Annotated in this window: 20 protein-coding genes and 1 tRNA gene; 12 read left to right on the top strand and 9 right to left on the bottom strand. The window is 60.2% G+C overall.

Going from position 1 to position 24,856, the window contains the following annotated elements; all coding sequences use genetic code 11:
• Positions 1 to 804, bottom strand: coding sequence for a CbbQ/NirQ/NorQ/GpvN family protein (locus ACRRNM_RS09960; RefSeq protein WP_435628070.1), 804 nt, complete (start codon positions 802 to 804; stop codon positions 1 to 3).
• A 141-nt stretch (positions 805 to 945) separates the two neighbouring features.
• Entirely contained in the window at positions 946 to 2,325 is a 1,380-nt protein-coding gene (locus ACRRNM_RS09955; protein WP_435628069.1) for a ribulose-bisphosphate carboxylase, read from the bottom strand.
• Positions 2,326 to 2,479: 154 nt separating this feature from the next.
• On the opposite strand from ACRRNM_RS09955, the gene ACRRNM_RS09950 reads away from it, so the two are divergent.
• From ACRRNM_RS09950 to ACRRNM_RS09920, 7 genes are all read left to right on the top strand, one after another.
• Complete coding sequence (locus ACRRNM_RS09950) at positions 2,480 to 3,403, top strand: LysR family transcriptional regulator (protein ID WP_435628068.1); 924 nt, start codon at positions 2,480 to 2,482, stop codon at positions 3,401 to 3,403.
• 140 nt (positions 3,404 to 3,543) lie between these two features.
• Positions 3,544 to 3,981, top strand: a complete 438-nt coding sequence (locus ACRRNM_RS09945) for a type IV pilin protein (RefSeq protein ID WP_435628067.1) — start codon at positions 3,544 to 3,546, stop codon at positions 3,979 to 3,981.
• Positions 3,975 to 4,595 carry a GspH/FimT family pseudopilin gene (locus ACRRNM_RS09940; RefSeq protein WP_435628066.1) on the top strand — a complete coding sequence of 207 codons (621 nt, stop codon included), beginning with the start codon at positions 3,975 to 3,977 and terminating at the stop codon, positions 4,593 to 4,595. Before ACRRNM_RS09945 ends, ACRRNM_RS09940 begins: the two co-directional genes overlap by 7 nt.
• A gap of 6 nt (positions 4,596 to 4,601) precedes the next feature.
• Positions 4,602 to 5,039, top strand: a complete 438-nt coding sequence (locus tag ACRRNM_RS09935) for a type IV pilus modification PilV family protein (protein ID WP_435628065.1) — start codon at positions 4,602 to 4,604, stop codon at positions 5,037 to 5,039.
• Between the two features lie 16 nt (positions 5,040 to 5,055).
• Positions 5,056 to 6,135: a PilW family protein gene (locus ACRRNM_RS09930; RefSeq protein ID WP_435628064.1), complete on the top strand. Its 1,080-nt coding sequence runs from the start codon at positions 5,056 to 5,058 to the stop codon at positions 6,133 to 6,135.
• Positions 6,135 to 6,839: a pilus assembly PilX family protein gene (locus tag ACRRNM_RS09925; RefSeq protein ID WP_435628063.1), complete on the top strand. Its 705-nt coding sequence runs from the start codon at positions 6,135 to 6,137 to the stop codon at positions 6,837 to 6,839. Before ACRRNM_RS09930 ends, ACRRNM_RS09925 begins: the two co-directional genes overlap by 1 nt.
• Positions 6,840 to 6,861: 22 nt before the next feature.
• Positions 6,862 to 11,217 carry a PilC/PilY family type IV pilus protein gene (locus ACRRNM_RS09920; RefSeq protein WP_435628062.1) on the top strand — a complete coding sequence of 1,452 codons (4,356 nt, stop codon included), beginning with the start codon at positions 6,862 to 6,864 and terminating at the stop codon, positions 11,215 to 11,217.
• Between the two features lie 77 nt (positions 11,218 to 11,294).
• Here the strand turns inward: ACRRNM_RS09920 and ACRRNM_RS09915 are convergent, their stop codons facing one another.
• The 5 genes from ACRRNM_RS09915 to ACRRNM_RS09895 all read right to left on the bottom strand — a co-directional run bounded on the left by ACRRNM_RS09915 (position 11,295) and on the right by ACRRNM_RS09895 (position 16,573).
• Entirely contained in the window at positions 11,295 to 12,944 is a 1,650-nt protein-coding gene (locus tag ACRRNM_RS09915) for a peptide chain release factor 3 (protein ID WP_435628061.1), read from the bottom strand.
• Positions 12,945 to 13,005: 61 nt separating this feature from the next.
• Positions 13,006 to 13,081, bottom strand: a tRNA-Phe gene (locus ACRRNM_RS09910).
• 146 nt (positions 13,082 to 13,227) lie between these two features.
• Positions 13,228 to 14,874 carry a chaperonin GroEL gene (gene groL / locus ACRRNM_RS09905; protein ID WP_435628060.1) on the bottom strand — a complete coding sequence of 549 codons (1,647 nt, stop codon included), beginning with the start codon at positions 14,872 to 14,874 and terminating at the stop codon, positions 13,228 to 13,230.
• A gap of 30 nt (positions 14,875 to 14,904) precedes the next feature.
• A complete protein-coding gene (gene groES, locus ACRRNM_RS09900; RefSeq protein WP_435628059.1) occupies positions 14,905 to 15,195 on the bottom strand; it encodes a co-chaperone GroES in 291 nt (96 codons plus the stop codon).
• A 127-nt stretch (positions 15,196 to 15,322) separates the two neighbouring features.
• On the bottom strand, positions 15,323 to 16,573 hold the full coding sequence (locus ACRRNM_RS09895) for a nitronate monooxygenase (RefSeq protein ID WP_435628058.1): 1,251 nt from the start codon (positions 16,571 to 16,573) through the stop codon (positions 15,323 to 15,325).
• Positions 16,574 to 16,865: 292 nt separating this feature from the next.
• On the opposite strand from ACRRNM_RS09895, the gene argS reads away from it, so the two are divergent.
• The 5 genes from argS to ACRRNM_RS09870 all read left to right on the top strand — a co-directional run bounded on the left by argS (position 16,866) and on the right by ACRRNM_RS09870 (position 21,742).
• Complete coding sequence (gene argS, locus ACRRNM_RS09890) at positions 16,866 to 18,629, top strand: arginine--tRNA ligase (RefSeq protein ID WP_435628057.1); 1,764 nt, start codon at positions 16,866 to 16,868, stop codon at positions 18,627 to 18,629.
• A gap of 11 nt (positions 18,630 to 18,640) precedes the next feature.
• Positions 18,641 to 19,282 (top strand): SPOR domain-containing protein, encoded by a 642-nt coding sequence (locus tag ACRRNM_RS09885; RefSeq protein ID WP_435628056.1) that lies wholly within the window; start codon positions 18,641 to 18,643, stop codon positions 19,280 to 19,282.
• 41 nt (positions 19,283 to 19,323) lie between these two features.
• Positions 19,324 to 19,956 (top strand): thiol:disulfide interchange protein DsbA/DsbL, encoded by a 633-nt coding sequence (locus tag ACRRNM_RS09880; RefSeq protein ID WP_435628667.1) that lies wholly within the window; start codon positions 19,324 to 19,326, stop codon positions 19,954 to 19,956.
• An 87-nt stretch (positions 19,957 to 20,043) separates the two neighbouring features.
• On the top strand, positions 20,044 to 20,877 hold the full coding sequence (locus tag ACRRNM_RS09875; protein WP_435628055.1) for an SDR family oxidoreductase: 834 nt from the start codon (positions 20,044 to 20,046) through the stop codon (positions 20,875 to 20,877).
• Positions 20,878 to 21,025: 148 nt separating this feature from the next.
• Entirely contained in the window at positions 21,026 to 21,742 is a 717-nt protein-coding gene (locus tag ACRRNM_RS09870) for a methyltransferase domain-containing protein (protein ID WP_435628054.1), read from the top strand.
• 188 nt (positions 21,743 to 21,930) lie between these two features.
• Here the strand turns inward: ACRRNM_RS09870 and gatB are convergent, their stop codons facing one another.
• Positions 21,931 to 23,379, bottom strand: a complete 1,449-nt coding sequence (gatB, locus tag ACRRNM_RS09865) for an Asp-tRNA(Asn)/Glu-tRNA(Gln) amidotransferase subunit GatB (RefSeq protein WP_435628053.1) — start codon at positions 23,377 to 23,379, stop codon at positions 21,931 to 21,933.
• A 9-nt stretch (positions 23,380 to 23,388) separates the two neighbouring features.
• Entirely contained in the window at positions 23,389 to 24,843 is a 1,455-nt protein-coding gene (gene gatA, locus ACRRNM_RS09860; protein ID WP_435628052.1) for an Asp-tRNA(Asn)/Glu-tRNA(Gln) amidotransferase subunit GatA, read from the bottom strand.
• Positions 24,844 to 24,856 lie beyond the last annotated feature (13 nt).

Genomic DNA, 24,856 nt, shown 5'->3' with positions numbered 1-24,856 from the left:
CTAGCCGAACACCGCATCGATCGCATGATCCAGCGTATCGCGGATGTCCGCGTCGTCGGTGATCGGGCGCACCAGCGCCATGCGGCATGCGGCACGCGGCTCGACGCCGCCCTTGATCAGGGTGGCCGCGTACACCAGCAGGCGCGTGGATATACCTTCATCCAGGCCGTGCCCCTTCAGGTTGCGTGCCGCCTGTCCGATCTTCACCAGTTGCGCGGACAGCCCCGCTTCGATACCGGTTTCCCTGCAGAGAATATCCGCCTCGACTGCAGACTCCGGGTAATCGAAATCGAAGGCGGTGAAACGCTGCTTGGTGGACTGCTTCAGATCCTTCAGCAGGCTCTGGTAGCCGGGGTTGTAGGAGATCACCATCTGGAAATCGGGGTGTGCCTCGATCAGCTCGCCCTTCTTGTCCAGCGGCAGGGTGCGTCTATGGTCGGTCAGCGGGTGGATCACCACCGTGGTGTCCTGGCGCGCCTCAACGATCTCGTCGAGATAGCAGATCGCGCCGATACGCGCCGCAGTGGTCAGCGGGCCGTCCAGCCAGCGCGTGCCATTGGCGTCGAGCAGATAGCGCCCGACCAGATCGCTGGCAGTCATATCCTCGTTACAGGCCACGGTGATCAGCGGCTTGCCCAGCTTCCACGCCATGTATTCGACGAAGCGTGATTTGCCGCAACCGGTCGGGCCCTTGATCATTACCGGCAGGCGCGCCGCGTAGGCGGCTTCGTACAGCACAACTTCATCGGCCTGCGGGCGATAGAACGGCTCCTTGTGAATCCGGTACTGGTCTTTGTTTTCCATGGCTGCTCCTGTAAACAAAAACGCCCCCATAAGCGGGGGCGCGTTTTATTGCTCAAGCAGGTCGGGTTAGGCCGCAAGGCCGTAACCCGATGGAGCAAATTGTCGGGTACGCTATGCCAACCCGACCTACCCCCATCCTGCTTACTTGTGCACGCCCAGTTTTTCGCGCCAGCCCGGGAAAATCTTGTCTGCGTCCTTCGGGAAAGACTCGAACGCGCGGGCAAATTCCTTGTGCTCCTTCGCCCACTGGATCGGGTCGGCACCCGCCTTCCAGCATTCGTACGCCTGACGCAGCGACTTCGCGCCGGCTGCCGGAGAATCGATATGGCCGTAGGAGCCGCCGCCCGCAGTGTTGATCACGTTGCCGTGGCCGAGGTTCTCGAAGAATCCGGGCAGGCGCAGCGCGTTCATGCCGCCGGAGATGATCGGCGTAGTGGCCTTCATGCCATACCATTCCTGATGGTAGAACGGGCCGGTGCAGCTATCGCGCTCGATCATGTAGGCAATGATGCGGTCGTCCTTGCCGCCTTCCATCTTGCCGTAGCCCATGGTGCCGACGTGGATGCCGGAGGCGCCCTGCAGACGCGACATCTTGGCCAGCACGAAGGCGGTATAGCCGCGCTTGGAAGAAGGCGAGGTCACGGCGCCGTGGCCGGCGCGGTGGTAATGCAAAAATTGGTTGGGGTACTGGCGGCGTGCCGTGGTTACCATGCCGGGGCCGCCGACATAACCGTCCACCAGGAAGGCGACCTTGTCCGCATCCGGACCGAAGGTTTTCAGGATCAAATCGGCGCGCGCGCACATCTCATAGTGGTCGTCGGCGGTGATGTTGGCGGAGAACAGCTTGGGCTCGCCGGTTTCGTCCTGCGCGCGCTTCATCGCATCTGCCACCAGCTGCATGGTCTTCTTCAGCGGTGCGAAAACCTGGTTGCCCTGCGGCTCGTCGTTCTTGATGAAATCGCCGCCCAGCCAGAACTGGTACGCGGCATGCGCGAACGGCTCTGGGCGCAGGCCCAGCTTGGGCTTGATGATAGTGCCGGAGATGTAGCCGCCGTTTTCCACCGGGCGGCCAAGGATACGCCACAGGTCGGAGATGTTCTTGGCGGGGCCGTCGAACAGTTGCAGCATGCGCGGCGGCATGTAGAAATCCTGCATCTGCGAGTTCTTCACGTCGGACATGCCCTGATTGTTGCCGATACACAACGTCAGGAAAGAAACCAGCATCGCGCGGCCGTCGATGATATTGCGGTCGAACAAGTCGATCGGGTAGGCGATCTTCATAATGCCCTTGGCTTCATCGATGAAGTACACCAGCGCATCCACGCCCTTAGTGAAGTCATCGGTGGTGGAGACTTCCACGTTGGTGCCGGTGGACGATTCGGCGGCAAAATGCGCTGCCACTTCCAGGAAGCCATGGCCTGCTGCCGGCTCCAGGGTGTAGGCCACCAAAACATGGTTGCCGCCCTTGATCAGGTCTTCTTCTTTCAGACTCAGGTCCGCGTAACGGTTCGATTGATCCATGGCTTTTTCTCCTGTAATGACGATGTGTTTCAAGTTGCAATGGTGATCACTATAGAGGCATCCACATATAAACAACAGTCAATTGTCTTTATAAACACAATAAATATTTCTTATAGATTGCTATAATCGCGCCATCCCCTTCACACCCTGCGCCATGCTCCACATCACCCTGCGCCAGCTTCAGGTCTTCGAAAAGGTGGCCAGCCATCTGAACTACTCGCGCGCCGCCGAGGAACTATACCTATCGCAACCGGCAGTGTCCATGCAAATCAAGCAGTTGGAGGGAAATATCGGCCTGCCGCTGTTCGAACAGATGGGCAAGAAAGTCTTTCTCACCGAAGCCGGCCGCGAGCTTTTCCACTACAGCCGCAACATCACGCAACAGCTTGCCGAGATGCAAACGGTGTTCGATGAAATGAAGGGGCTGGAGCAGGGCAGGCTCACCCTGTCGGTGGTCAACACCGCCAACTCTTTCGCCCCGCGGCTGCTGGCGAAATTCTGCAAGCAGCATCCCCATATCAACGTGATCCTGCAGGTCGCCAACCGCGATGCCGTGCTCAAGCAGCTTGCCGACAACAGCACCGACCTCGCCATCATGGGGCGCCCGCCCGAAGGTCTGGACATCAGCGCGGAATCGTTCATGGATAACCCGCTGGTGGTGATCGCCGCGCCCGATCACCCGCTCGCCAGGCTCAAGCGCGTCAAACTCGCGCAACTCGCACAGGAAACCTTCCTGTCGCGCGAACCGGGCTCCGGCACGCGTAGCGCCATGGAGCGCGTCTTCGCGGAGCATCAAATCCAGCCTCGCATCGGCATGGAAGTGGAAACCAACGAAGCCATCAAACAGGCCGTGCAGGCAGGCATGGGCCTCGGCATCCTGTCGCTGCACAGCATCGAACTGGAACTGGAAACCAGGCGGCTTGCCATGCTCAATGTCGAGCACTTCCCCCTGCTGCGCCACTGGTTCGTCGCGCACCGCAGCAACAAGCGCCTGTCCAGCGCCGCAGCGGCATTCAAAGAATTTCTGCTGGAAGATGCCAATAAGGTCCTCCACCCCATTCCGAAAAGCAGGCGCTGATACCCCCGGATAATTCCCGCCTCCGAGCCACGCGCTCATCGGAATTGACACGCCGCCTGTCAGGAAGCCTTAGCCTTTGGTCGGTTTCGGATAGAAACCATTAAATACGCCCCCTACTATGCACGCCCAAAGGAGAACGTATGAAAACGCAAAAAGGCTTTACCCTGGTCGAACTGATGATCGTCGTTGTAGTTATCGCCATCCTGGCGAGCATCGGTATTCCCGCTTACGGCGATTATGTGCTGCGCGGCAAATTGACGGAGGCGATGACCGAACTGGCTGCGATGCGGGTAAAGCTTGAGCAGTATTACCAGGACAACCGGACTTACGTGGGCGGCTGCGCTGCAGGCACCGTTGCGCCACTCCCTTCAGGCACCAAATATTTTACTTACACCTGCCCGACCCTGACAGCTTCGGCATTTACGGTAACAGCCGCCGGCATTGCCGCTCAAGGCACGGACGGCTTTGTTTATACCATCGATCAAAACAACGCCAAAATAACGACTGACGTTCCATCGGCTGACTGGGGCGCCGAACCGATCAGCTGCTGGGTCACCAAGAAGGGTGGCGCATGTTAATTCCGGGCAAACAAGGCGGGGTGACGCTGATCGAACTAATGATCGGCATAGTCATCATTTCTTTGCTGATGGTTATAGGCGCACCATCCTTTAGCCTGTGGATACAGAATACCCAGACCCGCACCGCGGCCGAATCCGTCCAGAACGGCTTGCAGATTGCCCGTACCGAAGCGGTGCGGCGCAACACCAATGTGCGCTTTAACCTGACCGATGCCGGGGGCAAGGTAGCATGGACGGTGTGCCTGAACGTGACCGCCAGCCCCTGCGCTGCTGCCGACACCGTGCAAAGCCGCAGCGGCAGTGAGGGTGGAGTGAATGCCCGCGCGGGCGTCAGCGTAGCCGCCCTGCCCTCCCCGATACCGGCCGAACACTTCAGCGCTACGCTTGCTGCCGGTGCAGGGTTGCCGGCCGGAGTTACTTTTGACGGCATGGGCCGAGTCCCCGCGCTCAACCCGGACGGCACGGCAAACAACGACGATATCACCCGCGTCGATGTCACCAATGCGGCCAACGCAGGCGTGCGCCGCATGGTTATCGTTATCGGAACCGGGGGCCAAACCCGGATGTGCGACCCCGCTCTTGCTCTTGCTGCCAACCCACAGGGATGCTCTTAAATCACCATGAGGAAAGCCGCCCTGAAAACGATGCGCTCAACACAGCAAGGTTCCGTGGTGCTGGAAGCATTGATCTCGATCCTGCTCTTCGCAATCGGGATTCTGGCGATTATCGGCCTGCAGGCCGCTTCAATCAAAAATGTCGCCGCCGCCAAGTATCGTATCGATGCCAGTTTGCTGGTCAATCAGGTCATCGGGCAAATGTGGGCAAGCGATAAAACCAATGCAACCCTGGTGGCAAACTTCAGCAGCCCCGCCGGAGCCAGTTACGCCACATGGGCAAACTCTGTGGCACAAGCCCTGCCGGGCGTCTCCGGTGTAGCGGCAAACGCTCCGACCATTGCCATCGATGCCAGTAACAACGCCACCATTACCGTATTCTGGCAAGCGCCGAATGAGGCCGTTGCCCACAACTACACCGCCATTGCCGTGGTGAATAACTAGCCCGAAGAGATCTTTCATGCCCTCACATCAGCCCAACAGGCGCCACATTACCGGTTTCAGCATGGTTGAAATCATGGTCGGCATGGTCATCGGCTTGATCGGCACCATAATCGTCATGCAGGTATTTGCCAACTTTGAAGGGCAAAAGCGCACTACCACCAGCGGCTCGGACGCGCAAACCAACGGGGGTATCGGCCTCTATACCATCGAACGCGACGCGCGCATGGCCGGGTATGGTTTTGCCGACGCCACCGGCTGCGCCTTAAACAGGTCTTTTAATGGTACGGCGCTGCCCTCATTGGTCTTATCTCCTGCCACCATCGCCAACGGTGCTGGCGGCCTGCCCGACAGCATCACCATCCTCTCCGGAAATAAATCGAGCTGGAGCGTGCCTATCAGGGTCATATCCATACATACCCAGGCATCCACCCAATTCAACACCAACGCCACGCTCGGAATTGCGCAAGGCGATTTGCTCATAGCATACGAAGCAGCTACACCGCCGAATTGCACGTTGTTTCAGGTAGACAACACCAACCCCGTCCTCAACCCAATCCTCCATGCAGCAGGCAGCTGGAATGGCAATTCGGCCATTTTCCCTGCCGCAGGCTATTCGACAGATGCGTTGTTGATGGATGTCGGCAGCTTGATGTCGCATACTTACTCCATCGACGCCAACAGCAATCTGGTATTCACCGATTATTCATCCGCGACCAACACCAACACCTCACAAATCCTCGCGCCCGATATAGTCAGCATACAAGCTGAATACGGCTTTGATACCCGTGCCGGCGCACAAACCGATGCCCGTGTCGACACATGGAGCGCGACCATGATCGATGCTGACGCAAGCGGAACGACTGGCGATGCAGGCGATATCAACCGAATTTATGCATTGCGCTTCGCCTTGGTGGCGCGCAGTGGGTTGATTGAGAAACCTGATCCCGCTACCGGCATTTGCAACACCACCACTGCCGGCCCAACCTGGACGGGCGGCACTATCAGCCTTGCTGCAGATGCCAATTGGCGATGCTATCGCTACAAGACCTTTGAAACCGTTGTGCCGCTGCGCAACACAATTTGGGGAGGTGTGTAATGCTCGTCCTTACTCTCCACAAAGACATCCATGCGCAAAGCATGGCTGGACAGACTGCCGGTTGCGCTGGCACACCGCCGCCAAAACAACAAAAGGGAGTGGTGTTAATCATCACCCTCATCGTATTGGTTGCCATGACCCTGGCTGCGATCGCGCTGGTACGGTCGGTGGACACCGGCAATATCGTAGCCGGCAACATGGCGTTCAAACAGGGCGCTGCACTGGCTGGCGATGCAGGGACAGAGGCCGCCATAACCTGGTTGACCGGTATTGCGGGCGTCGTCGCCTCGCAAAGCGACGATCCTGCCAACGGCTATTACGCCACCAGTCAGGAAACCCTGGACATGACTGGCAATAGTGGCAACCCGGCCCGTTCGCTGGTTGACTGGGACGGCAACAATTGCAACAACGCCGTAGCAAACGGCACGGCAACTGCTTGTGTGCAGCCCGCCGCATTGATTCCAGCCAACGCGGCAGGATACGAGGCCAGATACATTATCCATCGCCTCTGCCCAAGCACCGGGCTGCCGAACAACTGCGCCTCCACCGCCACCGTTGTTGCCGGAACAAGTTCGGGCGCGAAAGACTACACCGGCAAGGGCGGGTTAAGCGGCACTGCCGAAGTGGAATATTACCGCGTCACCACTCGTATTCGGGGGCCGCGCAATACCACCAGTTATGTTGAAACCATCGTCCATTTCTAATGTGCCACATCAGGAGGCGATCATGAAAACCGCTGCCAAACGTATTATGCAAACATCATTGCTGTTCGCAGCAACCAGCTTGGGTGCGACCGCCCAGGCCGCAGCGACAGATATTGCCAATTCACCGATGGCCTCGTCGGGCAGCACCCCCGTGAAGCCCAACATCATATTCATCCTGGACGACTCGGGCAGCATGGACTGGGAATACCTGCCCGATTCCGTGAACAACAACAAAAGCAAATTTTGCTATCGGAATTACCTCTATAACGGCGTCTACTACAACCCAAACATCACCTATGCTCTGCCGGTTAATGCCGATCGCTCCTCATTTCCGGATTCCGTATTCACTGCCGCCCTGGTCAGCGGCTTCAGCGGCACAGCCACCAAAAACCTGTCCACCCAGTTCAGAACCGGCAATGACAGCGCCGATCAGGCAGCCTATTATTATAAATATACCGGCGCATCACCCGCTACGCCGGCGCGCGGCACCTGCTATGCCGACACCAGTTATACCAAAGTGACTGTCAACAGCACTTCCGGTCCGGGTGGTACGGACGAACGGCAAAATTTTGCCAATTGGTACACTTATTACCGCGACCGCATGCACACCATGAAATCGGCAGCGGGACTCGCTTTCAAGAATATCGACAGCAATTTCCGCGTCGGCTTCTCCACCATCGGATATACCGGCGTCGATTCCACCGATAATCGCTTCCTGAAAATTAGTGATTTCGATTTTGTGGGTGACGGGACAGGCCAAAAGGAAAAGTGGTATAGCAAGCTCTATATAACCGGCACCCCAGGCTATACCCCATTACGTCCCGCCCTTGCCAAGGCCGGGCGGATTTACGCCGGACAACTGCTGACTGGTGCCAATGACCCGGTGCAATACTCCTGCCAGCAAAACTTCGCAATCCTCTCCACCGACGGCTACTGGAACACCGACAATGAAACCGGCACCTACGGGCCGGACCGGATCGATGGCAGCACCAACGTCGGCCAGCAGGATGGCGCAGCACCCCGGCCGATGAACGACGGCGCCACCGTCACCAAATCCACCAGCCAGCTCCAGCAGAGCCAGAGCCGGATATCCCAGAGCACCAGCCAGCTTCAGTACCGGACACAACAGATCCAGCAGCGCATCCAGCAGATCCAACAGGGCACCAGTGCAATCCAGAAGCTTACCGGGCAGCTTTATACGAGGCATTCAGCTGACAGTGGCTCCACGTGGAATAACTGGACGGCAGTATCCACCTGCACCGAGGATTCTGGCGGCTCAAAACGCGATGAATGCATAGTCGGCACCCTGGAGCAGAGAACCTCCAGCAATTCCGGCTCAAGCTGGACGGGCTGGTCCGCCACATCGTCCTGCACAACAGACAACAGCGGCACCAACCGCACGCAATGCCGCATAACACAGAACTGGACCATTGCCGCCTCATGCACGCCGACACACACCGGTCCTTCCGGCACTTACGTCTGGACCGGCAATTCGGCCGCGGTGGATTGCCAGACTGGCGCCATAACATGGAGCAATGTGTCGAGTTGCACGCCATCAGGTTCTACGGTCTGCCAGACCGCCGATACTGGCTGGGTGAATGTTTCCTCCTGCACGCCCTCGGGGCCAACCAACGGCCAGACCGTCACCTGCCAGACCGCCGATACTGGCTGGATCGGCACAAGTTCCTGCACACCGGGCTCATCGGGCGGCGGTACTACCACCTGCCAAACGACCACCACCGGCCCCACTTACGTATCCTCCTGCACAGCGGCCTCCGCTTCATCAGGCAACAGCTGGACGCAGACCACTTGCACGACCACCGTAATCTCACCAGCCACAGGTGTGGCATCCTGTACGCCTGCGGCACCTTCCTCCGGGAACAACTACGTGACCACCAGTTGCAACACGGTAACGACCGGCCCGACCATCGTAACCTCCTGCACCGCAGCTGGTGCATCGGCAGCGAACAATTACACTGCGACCACCTGTACTGCAGGGAGCGGCGGGGTCAGCGACTCGCTGGCGGACGTGGCGATGTATTACTATCAGACCGACTTGCGTACCTCGGCGCTGGGTAACTGTACCGGCGCGCTCGGCGCCGGCGTGGATGTATGCGAGAACAACGTCCCCGGCAGCGGTGACGATGTCAATTCGCGGCAGCACATGACGACCTTCACCCTGGGACTGGGTGTGGACGGTACGCTGGGCTATGCCGACAACTACAAGTCCGGCGGTTCGGCCGACTACAATGCCATCGTGCAGGGCACAAAAAACTGGCCAGACCCTATCGCGAACACTGGTGCCGAACGAGTCGACGATTTGTGGCATGCCGCCGTCAATGGCCGCGGCGTATATTACAGCGCACGCGACCCGGCTACTCTGGTGACAGGCATCAGCAGCGCATTGGCCGGCGTGACTGCGCGAGCAGGCTCATCCGCCGCCGCCGCGACCAGCAACCTGGAGCCGGTAGCCGGAGATAACTATCTGTTTGTCGCCTTGTACCGTACCGTGTTCTGGGACGGCGACTTGCAGGCCAAAACTATCGATCCGATAACGGGTATTGTTTCATCTACCCCGGTATGGACTGCACAGCCGCTGCTGGATCTCAAGGTAGGCGCAAGCAGCGATACGCGTACGATTTATACTTTCGACGGCGGCACTGCCAACAAGCTGAAACCTTTCCTCTGGGCCAGCCTGAGCGGCACAGAACAGGCTTATTTCAACAGTATGTGCTCCCCAACCGCACTGCTGACGCAATGCACTGCGCTGACAGCCGCCGAACAAACTGCGGCATCCGGGGAAAATCTGGTCAACTTCCTGCGCGGCCAGAACGGCAATGAAGCGACACTCTATCGCGACCGCGACCATGTGCTGGGCGATATGGTCACCTCCCAGCCGGTGTATGTCAAAAAACCGCCTTTCGAGTATGTGGATACCCACTACGGGCCAGAAGCGACCTCCGGCACCTTCAAATACCTGCATGCCAGCCGCACGCCTATGGTCTACGTGGCAGCCAACGACGGCATGCTGCATGCCTTCAATGGCGATACCGGCCAGGAACAATGGGCATATGTTCCGCCAATGGTGATGAGCAATCTTTACCGGCTGGCCGATAAAACTTATTCCGCCAACCATCGCTATTATGTCGACGGTTCGCCGACCGTCGCCGATATCTGCCCGAATGCGCCAGCCAGCTCCTGCACCGGCGCCCAGTGGAAAACCATTCTGGTGGGCGGCTTAAATGCCGGCGGCAGGGGATATTACGCGCTGGACGTCACCAATCCTGCCACGCCCAAGGCGCTGTGGAACTTCACCACTACCGAAGATTCGGATTTGGGCTACAGCTTCGGCAACCCGGTCGTGACCAAACGCAAGGATGGCACATGGGTGGTCGTTGTAACATCCGGCTACAACAACATTTCGCCCGGGAATGGCCAGGGCTACCTCTACGTACTGAACGCCAACACGGGTGCACTGCTGGAAAAGATCGGCACTGCTACGGGTGATACAACCACGCCCAGCGGCTTGGCAAAAATCAACGTCTGGGTCAGCGTATCGACTGACAATACGGCCGAGCGTTTTTATGGCGGCGACCTGCTCGGCAATCTCTGGCGCTTTACCCTGGACAGCGCCACTCCGCCTGCCTCGCCGGTTTCAGTTGCTGGATCCGCCCTGCTGCTTGCGGAGCTGGGCGCGATCAATGGCGCCGGTGTCCAGCCCATCACGACCAAGCCCGAGCTTACCGTCGTTCCCTACGGCGGGGTCGATTATGCAGTGGTGCAAGTGGGTACCGGCCGTTATCTCGGGTTGACCGATTTGTCGAATACGGATCAGCAATCGGTATATGCGATCAAGGATGACCTGTCGAGCACAGGACTCGGTCAGGCAAGGGCCAGCGGGGTGCTTGTTGCGCAAATTCTGAGCGATTTCACCGGCGCAAGCGGTGAAAAATTGCGCACTACGTCGACCAACCCGGTAGACTGGGCAAGCAAGGCCGGTTGGTATATTGACCTTAACCCCGACAATACCTCACCGGGAGAGCGGGTCAACGTGGATGTACAACTGCAACTGGGATCGCTGACAGTCGCAACCAATGTCCCCAGCAACAATACCTGCAACGTTGGAGGATATTCTTTCCTGTACAACTTTGATTTCAAGTCCGGGCAATACCTGCAAACCGCAGCTGCGCAGGCGGTTGGTTCAAAACTGGCTTCAGGCGCCATGGTAGCCGGGATGAATACCATTCGTTTACAATCCGGCAAGGTTATTACCATCATTACCGATACCGGCGGCGGCATTACTTCTAAGGAAACGCCCACAGCAGTGTCCTCATCCGGTACCGCAAAGCGCGTTTCGTGGCGTGAACTGATACAGTAGCAAATATCGTATTAGACAAGAAAGCGGCCTCATGGCCGCTTTCTGTTTTCTGCGAGACTCGGTGATATAAGCGGCCCTCAGTCCAGTTGCTGCCCGTGCTCGCGCGTGGCGTGAAACTGCACCTTCGGCCAACGCTCCTGTGCCAACCGGAGATTCACCCCGGTGTCCGCGAGGTAGGCGTAGTTGCCGTCCACGTCCTTCGCAAGCCTTCCCTGGTTGGCCTTGACGAATTCATTCAGGTGCGCGACATCCGGGCAGGTGACCCAGCGCGCGGTATGGATGCCGGCGCGTTCGAACACCGCATCCACGCCGTATTCGGCCTTGAGGCGGTGCTCGACCACCTCGAACTGCAACTGCCCGACCGCGCCGATCAGCGGAGTGTTATCCACCAGCGGCGCAAACACCTGCACCGCGCCCTCCTCACCTAACTGGCGCAGCCCCTTTTCCAGTTGCTTGGCCTTCATCGGGTCGCGCAGGCGCGCGCGGCTGAACAGCTCCGGCGCAAAATACGGGATGCCCTTGAAGGTCAGCGCCTCACCTTCGGTGAGCACGTCGCCGATCTGCAACTGGCCATGATTGTGGATGCCGATGATGTCGCCCGCGTAGGCCTCGTCCATGCGCGTGCGCTCGTTGGCCATGAAGGTCACCGCATTGGCGAGCTTCATCTCCTTGCCGGTGCGGCGCTGTCTGACCTTCATGCCCGAGGCGTATTTGCCGGAGCACACGCGCAGGAAGGCGATGCGGTCGCGGTGGTTCGGATCCATGTTGGCCTGGATCTTGAACACGAAACCTGTGAAGGCGGATTCGGTCGGCTGCACCATGCGCCTGTCGGTTTCGCGCGGCAACGGGGATGGCGCCCAGTCCACGAGCGCGCGCAGCACTTCGCGCACGCCGAAGTTGTTGATGCCGGAGCCGAAGAACACCGGGGTCTGCTTGCCCTTGAGGAATTCATCCAGATCGAATGACGCGCCCGCGCCCATCACGAGTTCGGTCTCGTCGCGCATGGTCTGCATCTCGCTCGGGCACAGCTCGGCCAGCTTGTCGATCTGCGCACCCTGCAGCACTTCGACTTCCTGGCCTGCCTTCTCCTCGCCCGGCGTGAAGCGCAGCACGGAGTCGTTAAGCAGGTGGTACACGCCCTGGAAGCGCTTGCCCATGCCTATCGGCCAGGTCACCGGCGCACAATGGATTTTCAGCACCGACTCGATCTCGTCCAGCACCTCGAGCGGCTCGCGCACCTCGCGGTCCATCTTGTTGATAAAGGTGATGATGGGCGTGTTGCGCAAACGGCACACTTCGAGCAGCTTGATGGTCTGCTCCTCCACGCCCTTGGCCGCGTCCACCACCATCACCGCCGCATCCACCGCGGTCAGCACGCGATAGGTGTCCTCGGAAAAATCCTGGTGGCCGGGGGTGTCGAGCAGGTTGATCACACAATCGTCGTAGGTGAACTGCATCACCGAGCTGGCCACCGAAATGCCGCGCTGCTTCTCGATCTCCAGCCAGTCGGAGGTCGCGTGGCGACCGCTCTTGCGCGCCTTTACCGTGCCCGCCATCTGGATCGCGCCGCCGAACAGCAGCAGCTTCTCGGTGAGCGTCGTCTTGCCGGCGTCGGGGTGGGAGATGATCGCAAAGGTGCGGCGGCGTTTGACCTCGCGCGCAATCGCAGCATCGGCTGTTGCCGCATCTGGAGTGCCTATCGAATCGTCACCTGCGAGTTCGCTCATGGGTGTTTATCTGCCGTGAAAAACAAATGCCCGAACGGATCGGGCATTTGTTATTAATATTTGGTGGCCCGGGGCGGAATCGAACCACCGACACAAGGATTTTCAATCCTCTGCTCTACCGACTGAGCTACCAGGCCATTTTTACTGCATTCCTCATCAACCGGGCAAACCGGCCAACTTCGGAAGCCGCGCATTATACCGGTAACGCATCAAATGACAAACCCCGCTGAAGCGGGGTTTGCGAGAGCGCTGTGAAACGAACAGCCCATGAAGCAAATGCAAATTACATCATGCCGCCCATGCCACCCATACCGCCCATATCGCCGCCCATGCCGCCGGCAGCCGGCTTGTCTTCCGGCAGTTCGGCCACCATGCAGGCAGTGGTCAGCATCAGGCCGGCGATGGAGGAAGCGTTCTGCAGCGCGGTGCGTGTCACCTTGGTCGGATCGACCACGCCCATCGCGAGCATGTCGCCGTATTCGCTGGTCGCGGCGTTGTAGCCGAAGCTGCCCTTGCCTTCCATCACCTTGTTCACCACCACGGACGGCTCGTCACCGGCATTGGCCACGATGGCGCGCAGCGGCGATTCCATCGCGCGCAGCACGATGGTGATGCCGGCGTCCTGGTCGTGGTTGTCGCCCTTCAGCTTGGCAACCTCGGCCTTGGCGCGCAGCAGCGCCACGCCACCGCCAGCCACGATGCCTTCTTCCCAGGCAGCACGGGTCGCATGCAGTGCATCTTCGATGCGCGCCTTCTTCTCCTTCATTTCGACTTCGGTCGCTGCGCCGACCTTGATCACCGCCACACCGCCGGACAGCTTGGCCATGCGTTCCTGCAGCTTCTCCTTGTCGTAGTCGCTGGTCGATTCTTCGACTTGCTTCTTGATTTGGGTGGTGCGCGCCAAAATCGCATCATGCTTGCCTGCACCGTCGATGATGGTGGTGTTTTCCTTGCCCACTTCGATGCGCTTGGCCTGGCCCAGCTCGGCCAGAGTCGCCTTCTCCAGCGTCAGGCCGACTTCCTCGGCGATCACCGTGCCGCCCGTCAGGATGGCGATGTCTTCCAGCATGGCCTTGCGGCGGTCACCGAAACCGGGAGCCTTGACCGCAACGGTCTTCAGGATGCCGCGGATGTTGTTCACCACCAATGTCGCCAGCGCTTCGCCTTCGACGTCTTCGGCGATGATCAGCAGCGGACGCCCTGATTTTGCGATCTGCTCCAGTACGGGCAGCAGGTCGCGGATGTTGGATATCTTCTTGTCGTGCAACAGGATGAAGGGGTTCTCCATCGCGGCGAGCTGCTTGTCGGGATTGTTGATGAAGTAGGGCGACAGGTAACCGCGGTCGAACTGCATCCCTTCGACCACTTCGAGTTCGTTGTCGAGGGACTTGCCGTCCTCGACGGTGATCACGCCTTCCTTGCCGACCTTGTCCATCGCGTCGGCGATGATCTTGCCGATGTTGGCGTCAGAGTTGGCGGAGATGCTGCCGACCTGGGCGATCTCGGTGGAGGTGGTGCAAGGCTTGGACATCTTCTTCAGTTCGCCCACTGCTGTAATCACCGCCTTGTCGATGCCGCGCTTCAGATCCATCGGGTTCATGCCGGCGGCAACGAACTTCATGCCTTCCTGCACGATGGACTGCGCCAGCACGGTCGCGGTCGTGGTGCCGTCGCCGGCGACGTCGGAGGTCTTGGAAGCGACTTCCTTGACCATCTGCGCACCCATGTTCTCGAACTTGTCCTTCAGTTCGATTTCCTTGGCGACAGACACACCATCCTTGGTGATGGTTGGCGCACCGTAGGAGCGGTCCAGCACTACGTTGCGGCCCTTCGGGCCCAGGGTCACCTTGACCGCGTCGGCCAGGATATTCACGCCTACGACCATCTTGCTGCGCGCGGCGTCGTGGAATTTTACGTCTTTAGCTGCCATGTTTTTCTCTCCTGAATTCGTTGGGGTTGCTTAGGCTTCTACTACGCCGATGATGTCATCTTCGCGCATGGTCAGATATTCCTGGCCGTCCATCTTGAATGCCTGGCCTGAATACTTGCCGAACAGGATACGGTCGCCGACCTTGACATTCATCGGGCGCACCTTGCCGTCGTCGCCGATCTTGCCATTGCCCACGGCAATGATTTCGCCTTGATCGGGTTTCTCGGCAGCAGCATCGGGAATCACGATACCGGAAGCGGTTTTACGCTCTTCTTCCATACGCTTGACGATTACACGGTCGTGCAAAGGGCGAATTTTCATACTAAGTCTCCTAGAACAAGGGGTTGAACAATGGGTTGAAAAATGCGGAGGCGAAGTTTAGCACTCCAGACCTGCGAGTGCCAATAGTGGGGACGATCTGCCCGGCTTTCAAGGGCAGAACGGGGAATTATTTTTGCGCGGGAAGCGCGATCTTGTTGCCGGTGCTGAACTGGTAGTCGCGGAAGATATGCTCGGCAGACAGCGTCTGGTAGGTGCCGTCGGGATTGCGGTGGGTCGTATCCTTGAGACGATAGGTGTAATGCCCGCAGGTCCAGCAGTCATAGTTGCGCATGTGGGTGCACAGGCAGATCTTGTCCTTGACGGAAATCCTTCTTGCATCGGGATGCAAGGCCCGCTCGCGGTTATAGGCATCGATGTAGGAGCAGTTGCCATTGGCATCGAGGATATAGCCGTACGCCTCGCAGTTGGGGCGGATGCCCGAGCCGATCGCGGGGCCATTTTTCAGCATGCGCATCGGGTAGCCGGTCGGCGACAACATATTAACCTCGATGTCGTCCTCGCCGGCCTTGAAGTATTCCTGCCGCACGTCTTCCGGGATGCCGCACTCCTCGGCAACAGTGAAGCGCGTCGCCACCTGCACCGCAGCTGAACCCGTTTCCAGGAAGCTCACCGCATCGCTGCCGGTGAAAATGCCGCCTGCCGGGATGACCGGGATATCCAGCTTTTCTTCCTGAAGGTGCTGCTGAATCTCGGCGACGATGGTGCGCAAATCGTATTGTGCCCAATCCAGGCCGAAGCCCAGATGGCCGCCTGCCAGCGGCCCCTCCACCACGATGAAATCAGGCAGCCGGTTGAGCCTGGCATTCTTGCGCAGGAACAGCTGCAGGGCGCGCAACGAGGAGACGATGATACTCAGCTTGGCGTCGCGGAAGCGCGGATGACCCTCCATCAGCGTAAACGAACCGAGGTGCAGGCCGGCTGCCAGCGTGATGCCGTCGATGCCCGCGTCCAGCGCGCTGCACAGCCGCGTACGCAGCGTCTCGCGCGGCGAATTCATGGTGAGCTTTTCCATGCAGTTGATGAAAACCATGCCGTCGCCGCGCTTGGCTTCCATGGTCTTGCCGACGTGCAGGCGCGTCGCCTCCTCAACCTGTGCCAGATCGAATTGCACAATCGCCTTGTCGGCCTTGTGGACGTTGAGCTTGTATTGTTTCTGCTTGGTGCTGACAAACTTCGTCTTGTAGCGGCGATCCGTCACGGTCGGCAGCATCGCGTCGGAGATATGGCCGATTCCGCCCAGCCGTGCGGCTTCCAGCGCCAATTCGGCGGTGGAAATATCCACGCCCATCCCGCCGATCATGATCGGCACCAGCTCGCGCTTGCCAAAGCGCAGGCGAAAGTCATCCACACACTTCATTACTGCCATCCCCCAAGTGCCCTCCTGGCTGTATTCCCGCAAGAGAGTCAAAAATAATTGTCATGCACAACTTCGAAAGGCGAAGCATGCCACAGATGGGGTCATACGGAAAGCCGCCTGCCCATACCGCCATGCCAACACGGGCTTCGACATGGGCTGGATGCGGGAGTTGCACGCAACCTTTTCCATCAACGAGTTGCCGGATTGAAATACCCAACAACCTCAAAAGCGCGCAGCATCCTGCCAAACTTCGGGATGCTATAATTCGCGCCTTTCTTGAAAGCATTGTGCAATGTCCGTCACCCTGAATTTCCAGTCCCACCTGCATGAACTGTTCTCGCAGGCCATGAATGTTGTTCTCGATGAGCAGGATTCCGGGCAAGCCGGCTCAGCCCTGGCTGCCGGCCTGTCCATCGAGCGCTCCAAACAGGTATCGCATGGCGACTATGCCTGCAATTTGGCAATGCAACTGGCCAAACCGTTGCGCAAACCGCCGCGCGCCATCGCAGAGGCACTGATCGCGGCGCTGCCAGCCTCAGACGTGGTGGAGAAGGTGGAAATTGCCGGTGCCGGTTTCATCAATGTATTCATCACCGCTGCTGCCAAGCAGGCGGTCGTCAAGGCGGTGCTGCAGGCGGCCGACGGCTACGGGCGCGGCTCGCTGGGCGGAGAGCACAAGGTTCAGGTGGAATTCGTCTCGGCCAACCCAACGGGGCCCTTGCATGTCGGGCACGGGCGCGGCGCGGCCTACGGCGCGAGCCTCGCGAACGTGCTGGCGGCGGCAGGCTACGCGGTGACGCGCGAATATTATGTGAACGACGCCGGGCGGCAAATGGACATCCTCGCACTGTCCACCTGGCTGCGCTACCTCGAACTGCACGGTGCGCAACTGGCGTTCCCGAAAAACGCCTATCAGGGCGGCTACGTGCGCGACATGGCGCAGCAGATCAGCGCGGCGCATGGCGCGAAATATGTCCATCCGGTCGGCCATGCCTTCGACGGCGCGCCTTCCGCCGAAGAAGACGGCGACGCGCATCTCGATGCGCTGATCGCCAACGCCAAGCGCCTGCTGGGCGAGGACTACGCCTATATCCACAATCACGCGCTGACCGAACAGCTCGGCGACTGCCGCAACGACCTGGCCGAATTCGGCGTGCATTTCGATGAGTGGTTCTCCGAGCAGTCGCTGTTCGACAGCGGGCTGGTGGCGCGCGCCGTGGAGACGCTCAAGGCCGGCAATCACCTGTACCTGCAGGACGGCGCCTGGTGGTTCCGCTCCACCGCGTTCGGCGACGAGAAGGACCGCGTGGTGCAGCGCGAGAACGGGCTCTACACCTATTTTGCCTCCGACATCGCCTACCACCTCAACAAGTTCGAGCGCGGCTTCGAGCGCATCATCAACGTGTGGGGCGCGGACCACCACGGCTACATCCCGCGCGTCAACGGCGCGCTCCGGGCACTCGGGCTGGACAGCGGCAGGCTGACCGTCGCGCTGGTGCAATTCGCAGTGCTGTACCGCAACGGCCAGAAGGCCGCGATGTCCACGCGCAGCGGCGAATTCGTCACCCTGCGCGAACTGCGTAGCGAGGTGGGCAACGATGCAACGCGCTTCTTCTACGTGCTGCGCAAGAGCGACCAGCACCTGGACTTCGACATGGACCTGGCCAAATCGCAGAGCAACGAGAACCCGGTGTATTACGTGCAATACGCGCACGCACGCGTGCACAGCGTGCTGGCGCAATGGGATGGCGAGCGCGCAAGCCTGCTCAATGCGCAGTCCGGCCTGCTGGACAGCGATTACGAAAAAACGCTGCTGCAGAGGCTGATCGACTACCCCCAGGCGGTCGAAAACGCCGCACAGGATCTTTCGCCGCACCTGATCGCCTTTTACCTCAGGGAGTTGGCCGCCGATTTCCACAGCTACTATAATGCCTCGCGCTTTCTGGTCGAGGATGAGGCGCTCAAGTATGCGCGGCTGGCGCTGATCGCCGCGGTAGCGCAGGTGCTCAAGAACGGCCTGGCGCTGCTCGGCGTGAGCGCACCGGAAAAAATGTAAAGGAAGCTGAGATGAGCAGAAACACAGGCAACAAATCCTCCGCGCCGCGCAAGAGCGGCAGTTCGCTGCTGACCGGCATCCTCATCGGCATGGTGATCGGCGTCGGCATGGCTGCCGGGCTGGCCTGGTACATCATGAAATCACCCAGCCCCTTCGTGCAGAAGGAGCAGGTGGCAGCCAAGCCACCGGTGGACGTGTCCAAGCCGGCGGCCCCTGCCGTAACCGCAGCGCCGGCTGCGCAGCCGGCAGCCTCCGGTGTGGCTGAAGGCAAGCCGCGCTTCGAGTTCTACAAGGTGCTGACCGACAAGCAGGATGCGACCGTCGCCGTGCCGGCCAAACCTGCCGACAAGCTGCAGGCAGCCAAGCCCCAATCAGCGGAGAGCAAGCCCACGGACAGCAAACCGGCCACCGCCGCCAGTGAACCGTATTTTCTGCAGGCAGGCTCATTTTCCAACGCGGACGATGCCGAGAAGCTCAAGGCCAGGCTGGCCCTACTGGGCATCGAGGCCAGCACCCAGACTGCGACCATCCCCGACAAGGGGGTGTGGCATCGCGTGCGCCTCGGGCCGTATAAAAATGCCGACGAAATGAGCAAGGCGCGCACCCTGCTGAAACAAAATGGGGTGGATGCCACTCCAATGCGCGCGCAGTAGCGTAAACACCACCATCAATCAAGGAGCGACTAGTGAAAAATATGTTCAAGAACCTGTTTGTTGCAGCACTGTTGTTGATCGGCAGCTCGGCGTTTGCCGCCGTGGAGATCGGTAGGGATTACAAACTGCTGAACCCACCGCAACCGGCCGGCGCCAATAAAATCGAGGTGCTGGAGTTCTTCTTCTACGGCTGCTCGCACTGTTTCCACCTGCATCCGCAGCTGAGCGCATGGGAAAAGACCATGCCCAAGGACGTGGATCTGATTTACGTGCCGACCATCTTCCGCGATTCCTGGGAGCCGATGGCGCGCACTTTCTACGCGCTCGAATCGCTCGGCCAGTTGCACCAGCACCATGACGCACTGTACAAGGCGTGGAACGTGGACAACGAGGTACTCGGTGACGAGGCCAAGGTGCTGGATTTCCTCGTGCCGCGCGGCGTGGATCGCACGAAGTTCTCCGCGGCCTACAACTCGTTCTCGATGCAGAGCAAGGTGGTGCGCGCCAAGCAGATGATCCGCAGCTACAGCATCAGCGGTACTCCGACCCTGGTCGTGGACGGTAAATACATGATCAGCGGCCTGCAGCCCGCGGACGCGATCCGCGTACTGAATGAAGTGATCGAAATGGCACGCAAAGAACGCGCCGCCAAAATGAAGGCCAAGCAAAAATAATCGCCTTGCATGGCCACTCGACTGATGAAACTACTAGCCATCTCACTAGACAACCATAAGACGATTGCCAAGTGATTGGTTATAAACATGCAAAAGACGCATGTTAAGTCCACCCGCAAGGAGTACGCCGTGGTTGTAAACCGGCTAAAGCCGGAACAACCACGCAGGCTGGTCATCAGCGGCGCGTCGAGCGGCTTGGGCCTCGCGCTCGCACGCCACTATCTCGAGCGCGGTGCCGTCGTCGCCGCCTTCGCGCGGCGCAGCGAGTTGCTGCAAGTCCTCGCTGCCGAATTCCCCGAACGAGCCTTCTGCTATGCGCTGGACGTGCGCGACGCGGCCGCCGTGCAGGCGGCGGCCAACGACTTCATCACCCGCAGCGGCGTGCCGGATATTGTGATCGCCAACGCCGGGGTGAGCGCCGGCACCCTCACCGAACATGCCGAGGATCTCGACGCCTTCCGCCAGGTCATGGACATCAACGTGCTCGGCGTGGTGCAGACATTCCAGCCTTTCATCGCGGCAATGCGCGCGGCAGGGCAAGGCACGCTGGCCGGCATCGCCAGCGTGGCCGGCTTCCGCGGCCTGCCGGGAGCGGGCGCCTACTCCGCCTCCAAGGCCGCCGCAATCACCTATCTGGAGTCCCTGCGCGTCGAGCTGCACGGCAGCGGCGTGAGGGTCGTCACGATCTGCCCCGGCTACATCAGGACGCCGATGACCGACATCAACCCCTACCCGATGCCCTTCATGCTGGAGCCGGATGAGGCGGCGAAACGCATCGCGCACGCCATCGAGCGACAAACCGCCTTCGCCGTGATCCCGTGGCAGATGGGACTGGCCGGACGCGCGCTCAAGCTGCTGCCGCGCTGGCTGTACGACCGGCTGTTTGCGCACGCGCCGCACAAGCCGCGCAACCTTCTCTAAGAAATTGCCTCAGAAATTGCTGCGGAAGGCGTCTGCGGCGTTGCGCGGTACTCGCAATCCTCATGTACTCTGTGTACATTCCGGTTGCTGCGTTCCGTGCGCCTTGCATCCATCCCTCCTCGCTAATTTTTGAGACAACTTCTAAGCCATGCGCCTGTATAAAAAATTCCTCGACGGCGTACCGGAGTATCTGGCCCACCATTACTGGTGGGCCTACCTGTGGCGCGGCAGCATCTGGTTCTTCGACCACCAGCCCATCATCAACGCGATCCTGTTCGGCCAGTACGAGAGACTGCTGAGCAAGACGCTCGCGCAGGTCGAGCGCAAACCCGGTGCGAAAATCCTGCAGCTGACCTGCGTGTACGGCAAGCTCACGCCCTCATTGCTGTCCTGCACAAATGGCGAAATCCACCTGTGCGACGCCGCGACCGGACAGTTGCGACTGGCGCGGCGCAAGACCCGGCATGCCGCGGAGCGCTGCCACCTCGCGCGCATGAATGCCGAATCTCTCGGCTACCGCAGCGATGCCTTCGACCAGGTGATCGTATTCTTCCTGTTCCACGAGATGCCCGCCGCAGCGCGCGAGAATACCTACGCCGAGATCGCACGCGTGGTGCGCGCAGGAGGCTCGGTGCTGATCACCGAATATGCCGCAACACCGCGCCGGCATCTGCTGTACCGGTTTATGCTGTTCCGCTGGGTGCTGGGTCATCTGGAGCCGTTCCTGCCGGGCTTTTGGCGGGAAGACGTGACGGCAAATCTGGAAGTTGCATTACAGAAACACGGCAAGGCCCTGGCGGGTGAGCCGCACGTCGAATATTGCTTCGCGGGGTTCTACCGCGTGATGCGCTTCGATATAACCTGAGGAGCCGCTGAACAAGTCCTCCGTTCGTGGTGAGCTTGTCGAACCATGAATGGAGGCTGAATAAATCAGCAAGTTGTAAAACACGCCCTTCGACATAACCAACGACTTGGCGGGCGTTTCTTGGCCGCCTAGTCGGATGGCTAGTAGTTCCATCAGGCTCAGGGCGAACGGACTTATTCAGCCTTCCCCTAACCCGCCAGCTTCTTCTTCAGGATATCGTTCAACTGCGCCGGATTGGCCTTGCCCTTGCTGGCCTTCATCGCGAGGCCGACGAAGAAACCGAACAGCTTGTCCTTGCCGCTGCGGTATTCCGCCACCTTGTCTGCGTTGGCCGCGATGATCTCATCCACCAGCGCCTCGATCGCGCCGCTGTCGGAGACCTGCTTGAGCCCCTTGGCCTCGATGATCGCATCGGCCTCACCGCCTTCGACCCACATCGCGCGGAACACTTCCTTCGCGCCGGAGTTGGAGATGGTGCCATCACTGATGCGCTTCAGCATGCCGCCGAGTTGCTTTGCGCTGATCGGGCACTGCCTCATGTCGAGGCCATCGCGGTTGAGCTGAGCGCTCACCTCGCCGATGAGCCAGTTGGCGCAAGCCTTCGCCTGCCCCGGCGCTTCGCCGAGCGCGGCCTCGAAAAAATCCGCCATCTCGCGCGATGAAGTGAGCAGGCTGGCGTCATAGGCGGACAGCCCGAGCTCACCCGCGTAGCGTTCCTGCTTGGTGTGCGGCAATTCGGGCAGCGTGGCGCGTACCTCTTCAATCCACTGCGGCGAAATCTCCAGCGGCAGCAGGTCGGGGTCGGGGAAGTAGCGGTAGTCGTGCGCCTCCTCCTTGGTGCGCATCATGCGCGTCTCGCCCTTGTCCGGGTCGAACAGCACGGTGGCCTGCTGGATCGCGCCGCCGCCCTCCAGCTTGTCGATCTGCCATTGCACTTCGTAGTTGATCGCCTGTTCGAGGAAGCGGAACGAGTTGAGGTTCTTGATCTCGCGCCGCGTGCCGAACGGCGTGCCTGGCTTGTGCACCGACACGTTGGCATCGCAGCGGAACGAGCCCTCCTGCATGTTGCCGTCGCAGATGCCGATCCACTGCACCAGCGTGTGCAGCGCCTTCGCGTAGGCCACCGCCTCGGCGGCGCTGCGCATGTCCGGCTCGGAGACGATCTCCAGCAGCGGCGTGCCCGCGCGGTTCAGGTCGATGCCTGTCATGCCGTGGAAGTCCTCGTGCAGCGACTTGCCCGCGTCCTCCTCGAGATGCGCGCGCGTGATGCGCACGGTCTTCTCGTAGGCCGGGCTATTGCCCTGCGCGGGCACCTGGATCACGAGCTGTCCGTTACCGACCACCGGCAGGTCGAACTGGCTGATCTGGTAGCCCTTGGGCAGGTCGGGATAGAAGTAATTCTTGCGCGCGAACACCGAGCGCGGCGCGAGATGCGCGCCGGTGGCGAGGCCGAACCGGATCGCGCGCTCCACCGCGCCCTTGTTCAATACCGGCAGCACGCCGGGCAATGCGAGGCTCACCGCATCGGCCTGCGTGTTGGGCTCCGCGCCGAACGCGGTCGATGCACCGCAGAATATCTTGCTGCTGGTCGAAAGCTGCGCGTGCACTTCCAGCCCGATGACGATTTCCCAGGTCATGGCGCTTCCTTAAATTCCTTGCGGCGCGCGGCTGTGCCAGTCGGTCGCCAGTTGATATTGGTGCGCGACGTTGAGCATGCGCGCCTCCTCGAAATAGTTGCCGATGATCTGCAGGCCAACCGGCATGTTGTTTTCCCCGAAGCCGCAGGGAATCGACATGCCGGGCAGGCCGGCGAGGTTCACCGCAATCGTATAGATGTCGGAGAGGTACATCTGCACCGGGTCGTCACTCTTCTCGCCCAGATTGAAGGCCGTGGACGGCGCGGTCGGCCCCATGATCACGTCGCACTGCTTGAACGCCTCGCTGAAATCCTGCGCGATGAGGCGGCGGATCTTCTGCGCCTGCAGGTAGTAGGCGTCGTAGTAGCCGTGAGAGAGCACGTAGGTGCCGATCATGATGCGGCGCTTCACCTCCGCGCCGAAGCCCTGCGCGCGGCTCTTCTCGTACATATCGGTCAGGTCGGAATATTCCGGTGCGCGGTAACCGTAGCGCACGCCGTCGAAGCGCGACAGGTTGCTTGATGCCTCTGCGGGGGCGAGCACGTAATACACCGGCACGGAAAGCTTCGAATTCGGCAGGCCGATTTCGACCACGGTCGCGCCGAGTCTCTTGTATTCGGCGATCGCTGCCTCCACGGCCTGCGCCACGTCGCTGCCCATTCCCTCGGAGAAGAATTCCCTGGGCAGGCCGATGCGCAGGCCGTTGAGCGGCTTATCCAAGTCACGCGCATAGTCGTCCTTGTCGCGTTGCAGGCTGGTCGAATCGCGCTCGTCGAATCCAGCCATGGTGCTGAGCATCAAGGCGAGGTCTTCCGCGCTGCGCCCCATCGGGCCAGCCTGGTCGAGGCTGGATGCAAAGGCGATCATGCCGTAGCGCGAACACACGCCGTAGGTGGGCTTGAGGCCGGAGATACCACACAGCGAGGCGGGCTGGCGGATCGAGCCGCCAGTATCGGTGCCGGTCGCCGCCGCGCACAGCCGTGCGGCGACCGCCGCCGCCGTGCCGCCGGAGGAACCCCCCGGCACGCGCGCCCGGTCCCATGGATTCTTCACCGGGCCGTAAAAGGAGGTCTCGTTCGACGAACCCATCGCGAACTCGTCCATATTGGTCTTGCCGAGGTTCACCGCGCCCGCGCGGTTGAACTGCTCGATGACATGCGCGTCGTAGGGCGAGACGAAGTTGTGCAGCATCTTCGAGCCGCAGGTGGTGAGCCAGCCCTTGGCGCAGAAGATGTCCTTCTGCGCGACCGGAATACCGGTCAGCGCCTCCGCATTGCCGGCGGCGATGCGCGCATCGGCCGCGCGCGCCTGCGCCAGCGACATTTCCGGATTCACCGTGATGTAGGCGTTGAGCTCAGGGTTGAGCCTCGCGATGCGGTCGAGATAGAGTTGCGTGAGTTCGACGCTGGAAATCTTCTTTGCAGCGAGGGCTGCGGAAAGTTGTTTGATGCTTGCGTTTATCATATCTGCTTGTGAT

This window comes from Ferrigenium straubiae (genome assembly GCF_051257895.1).
Lineage (GTDB): Bacteria > Pseudomonadota > Gammaproteobacteria > Burkholderiales > Gallionellaceae > Gallionella > Gallionella straubiae.
This window is presented reverse-complemented; position numbering and strand designations above follow the sequence as displayed.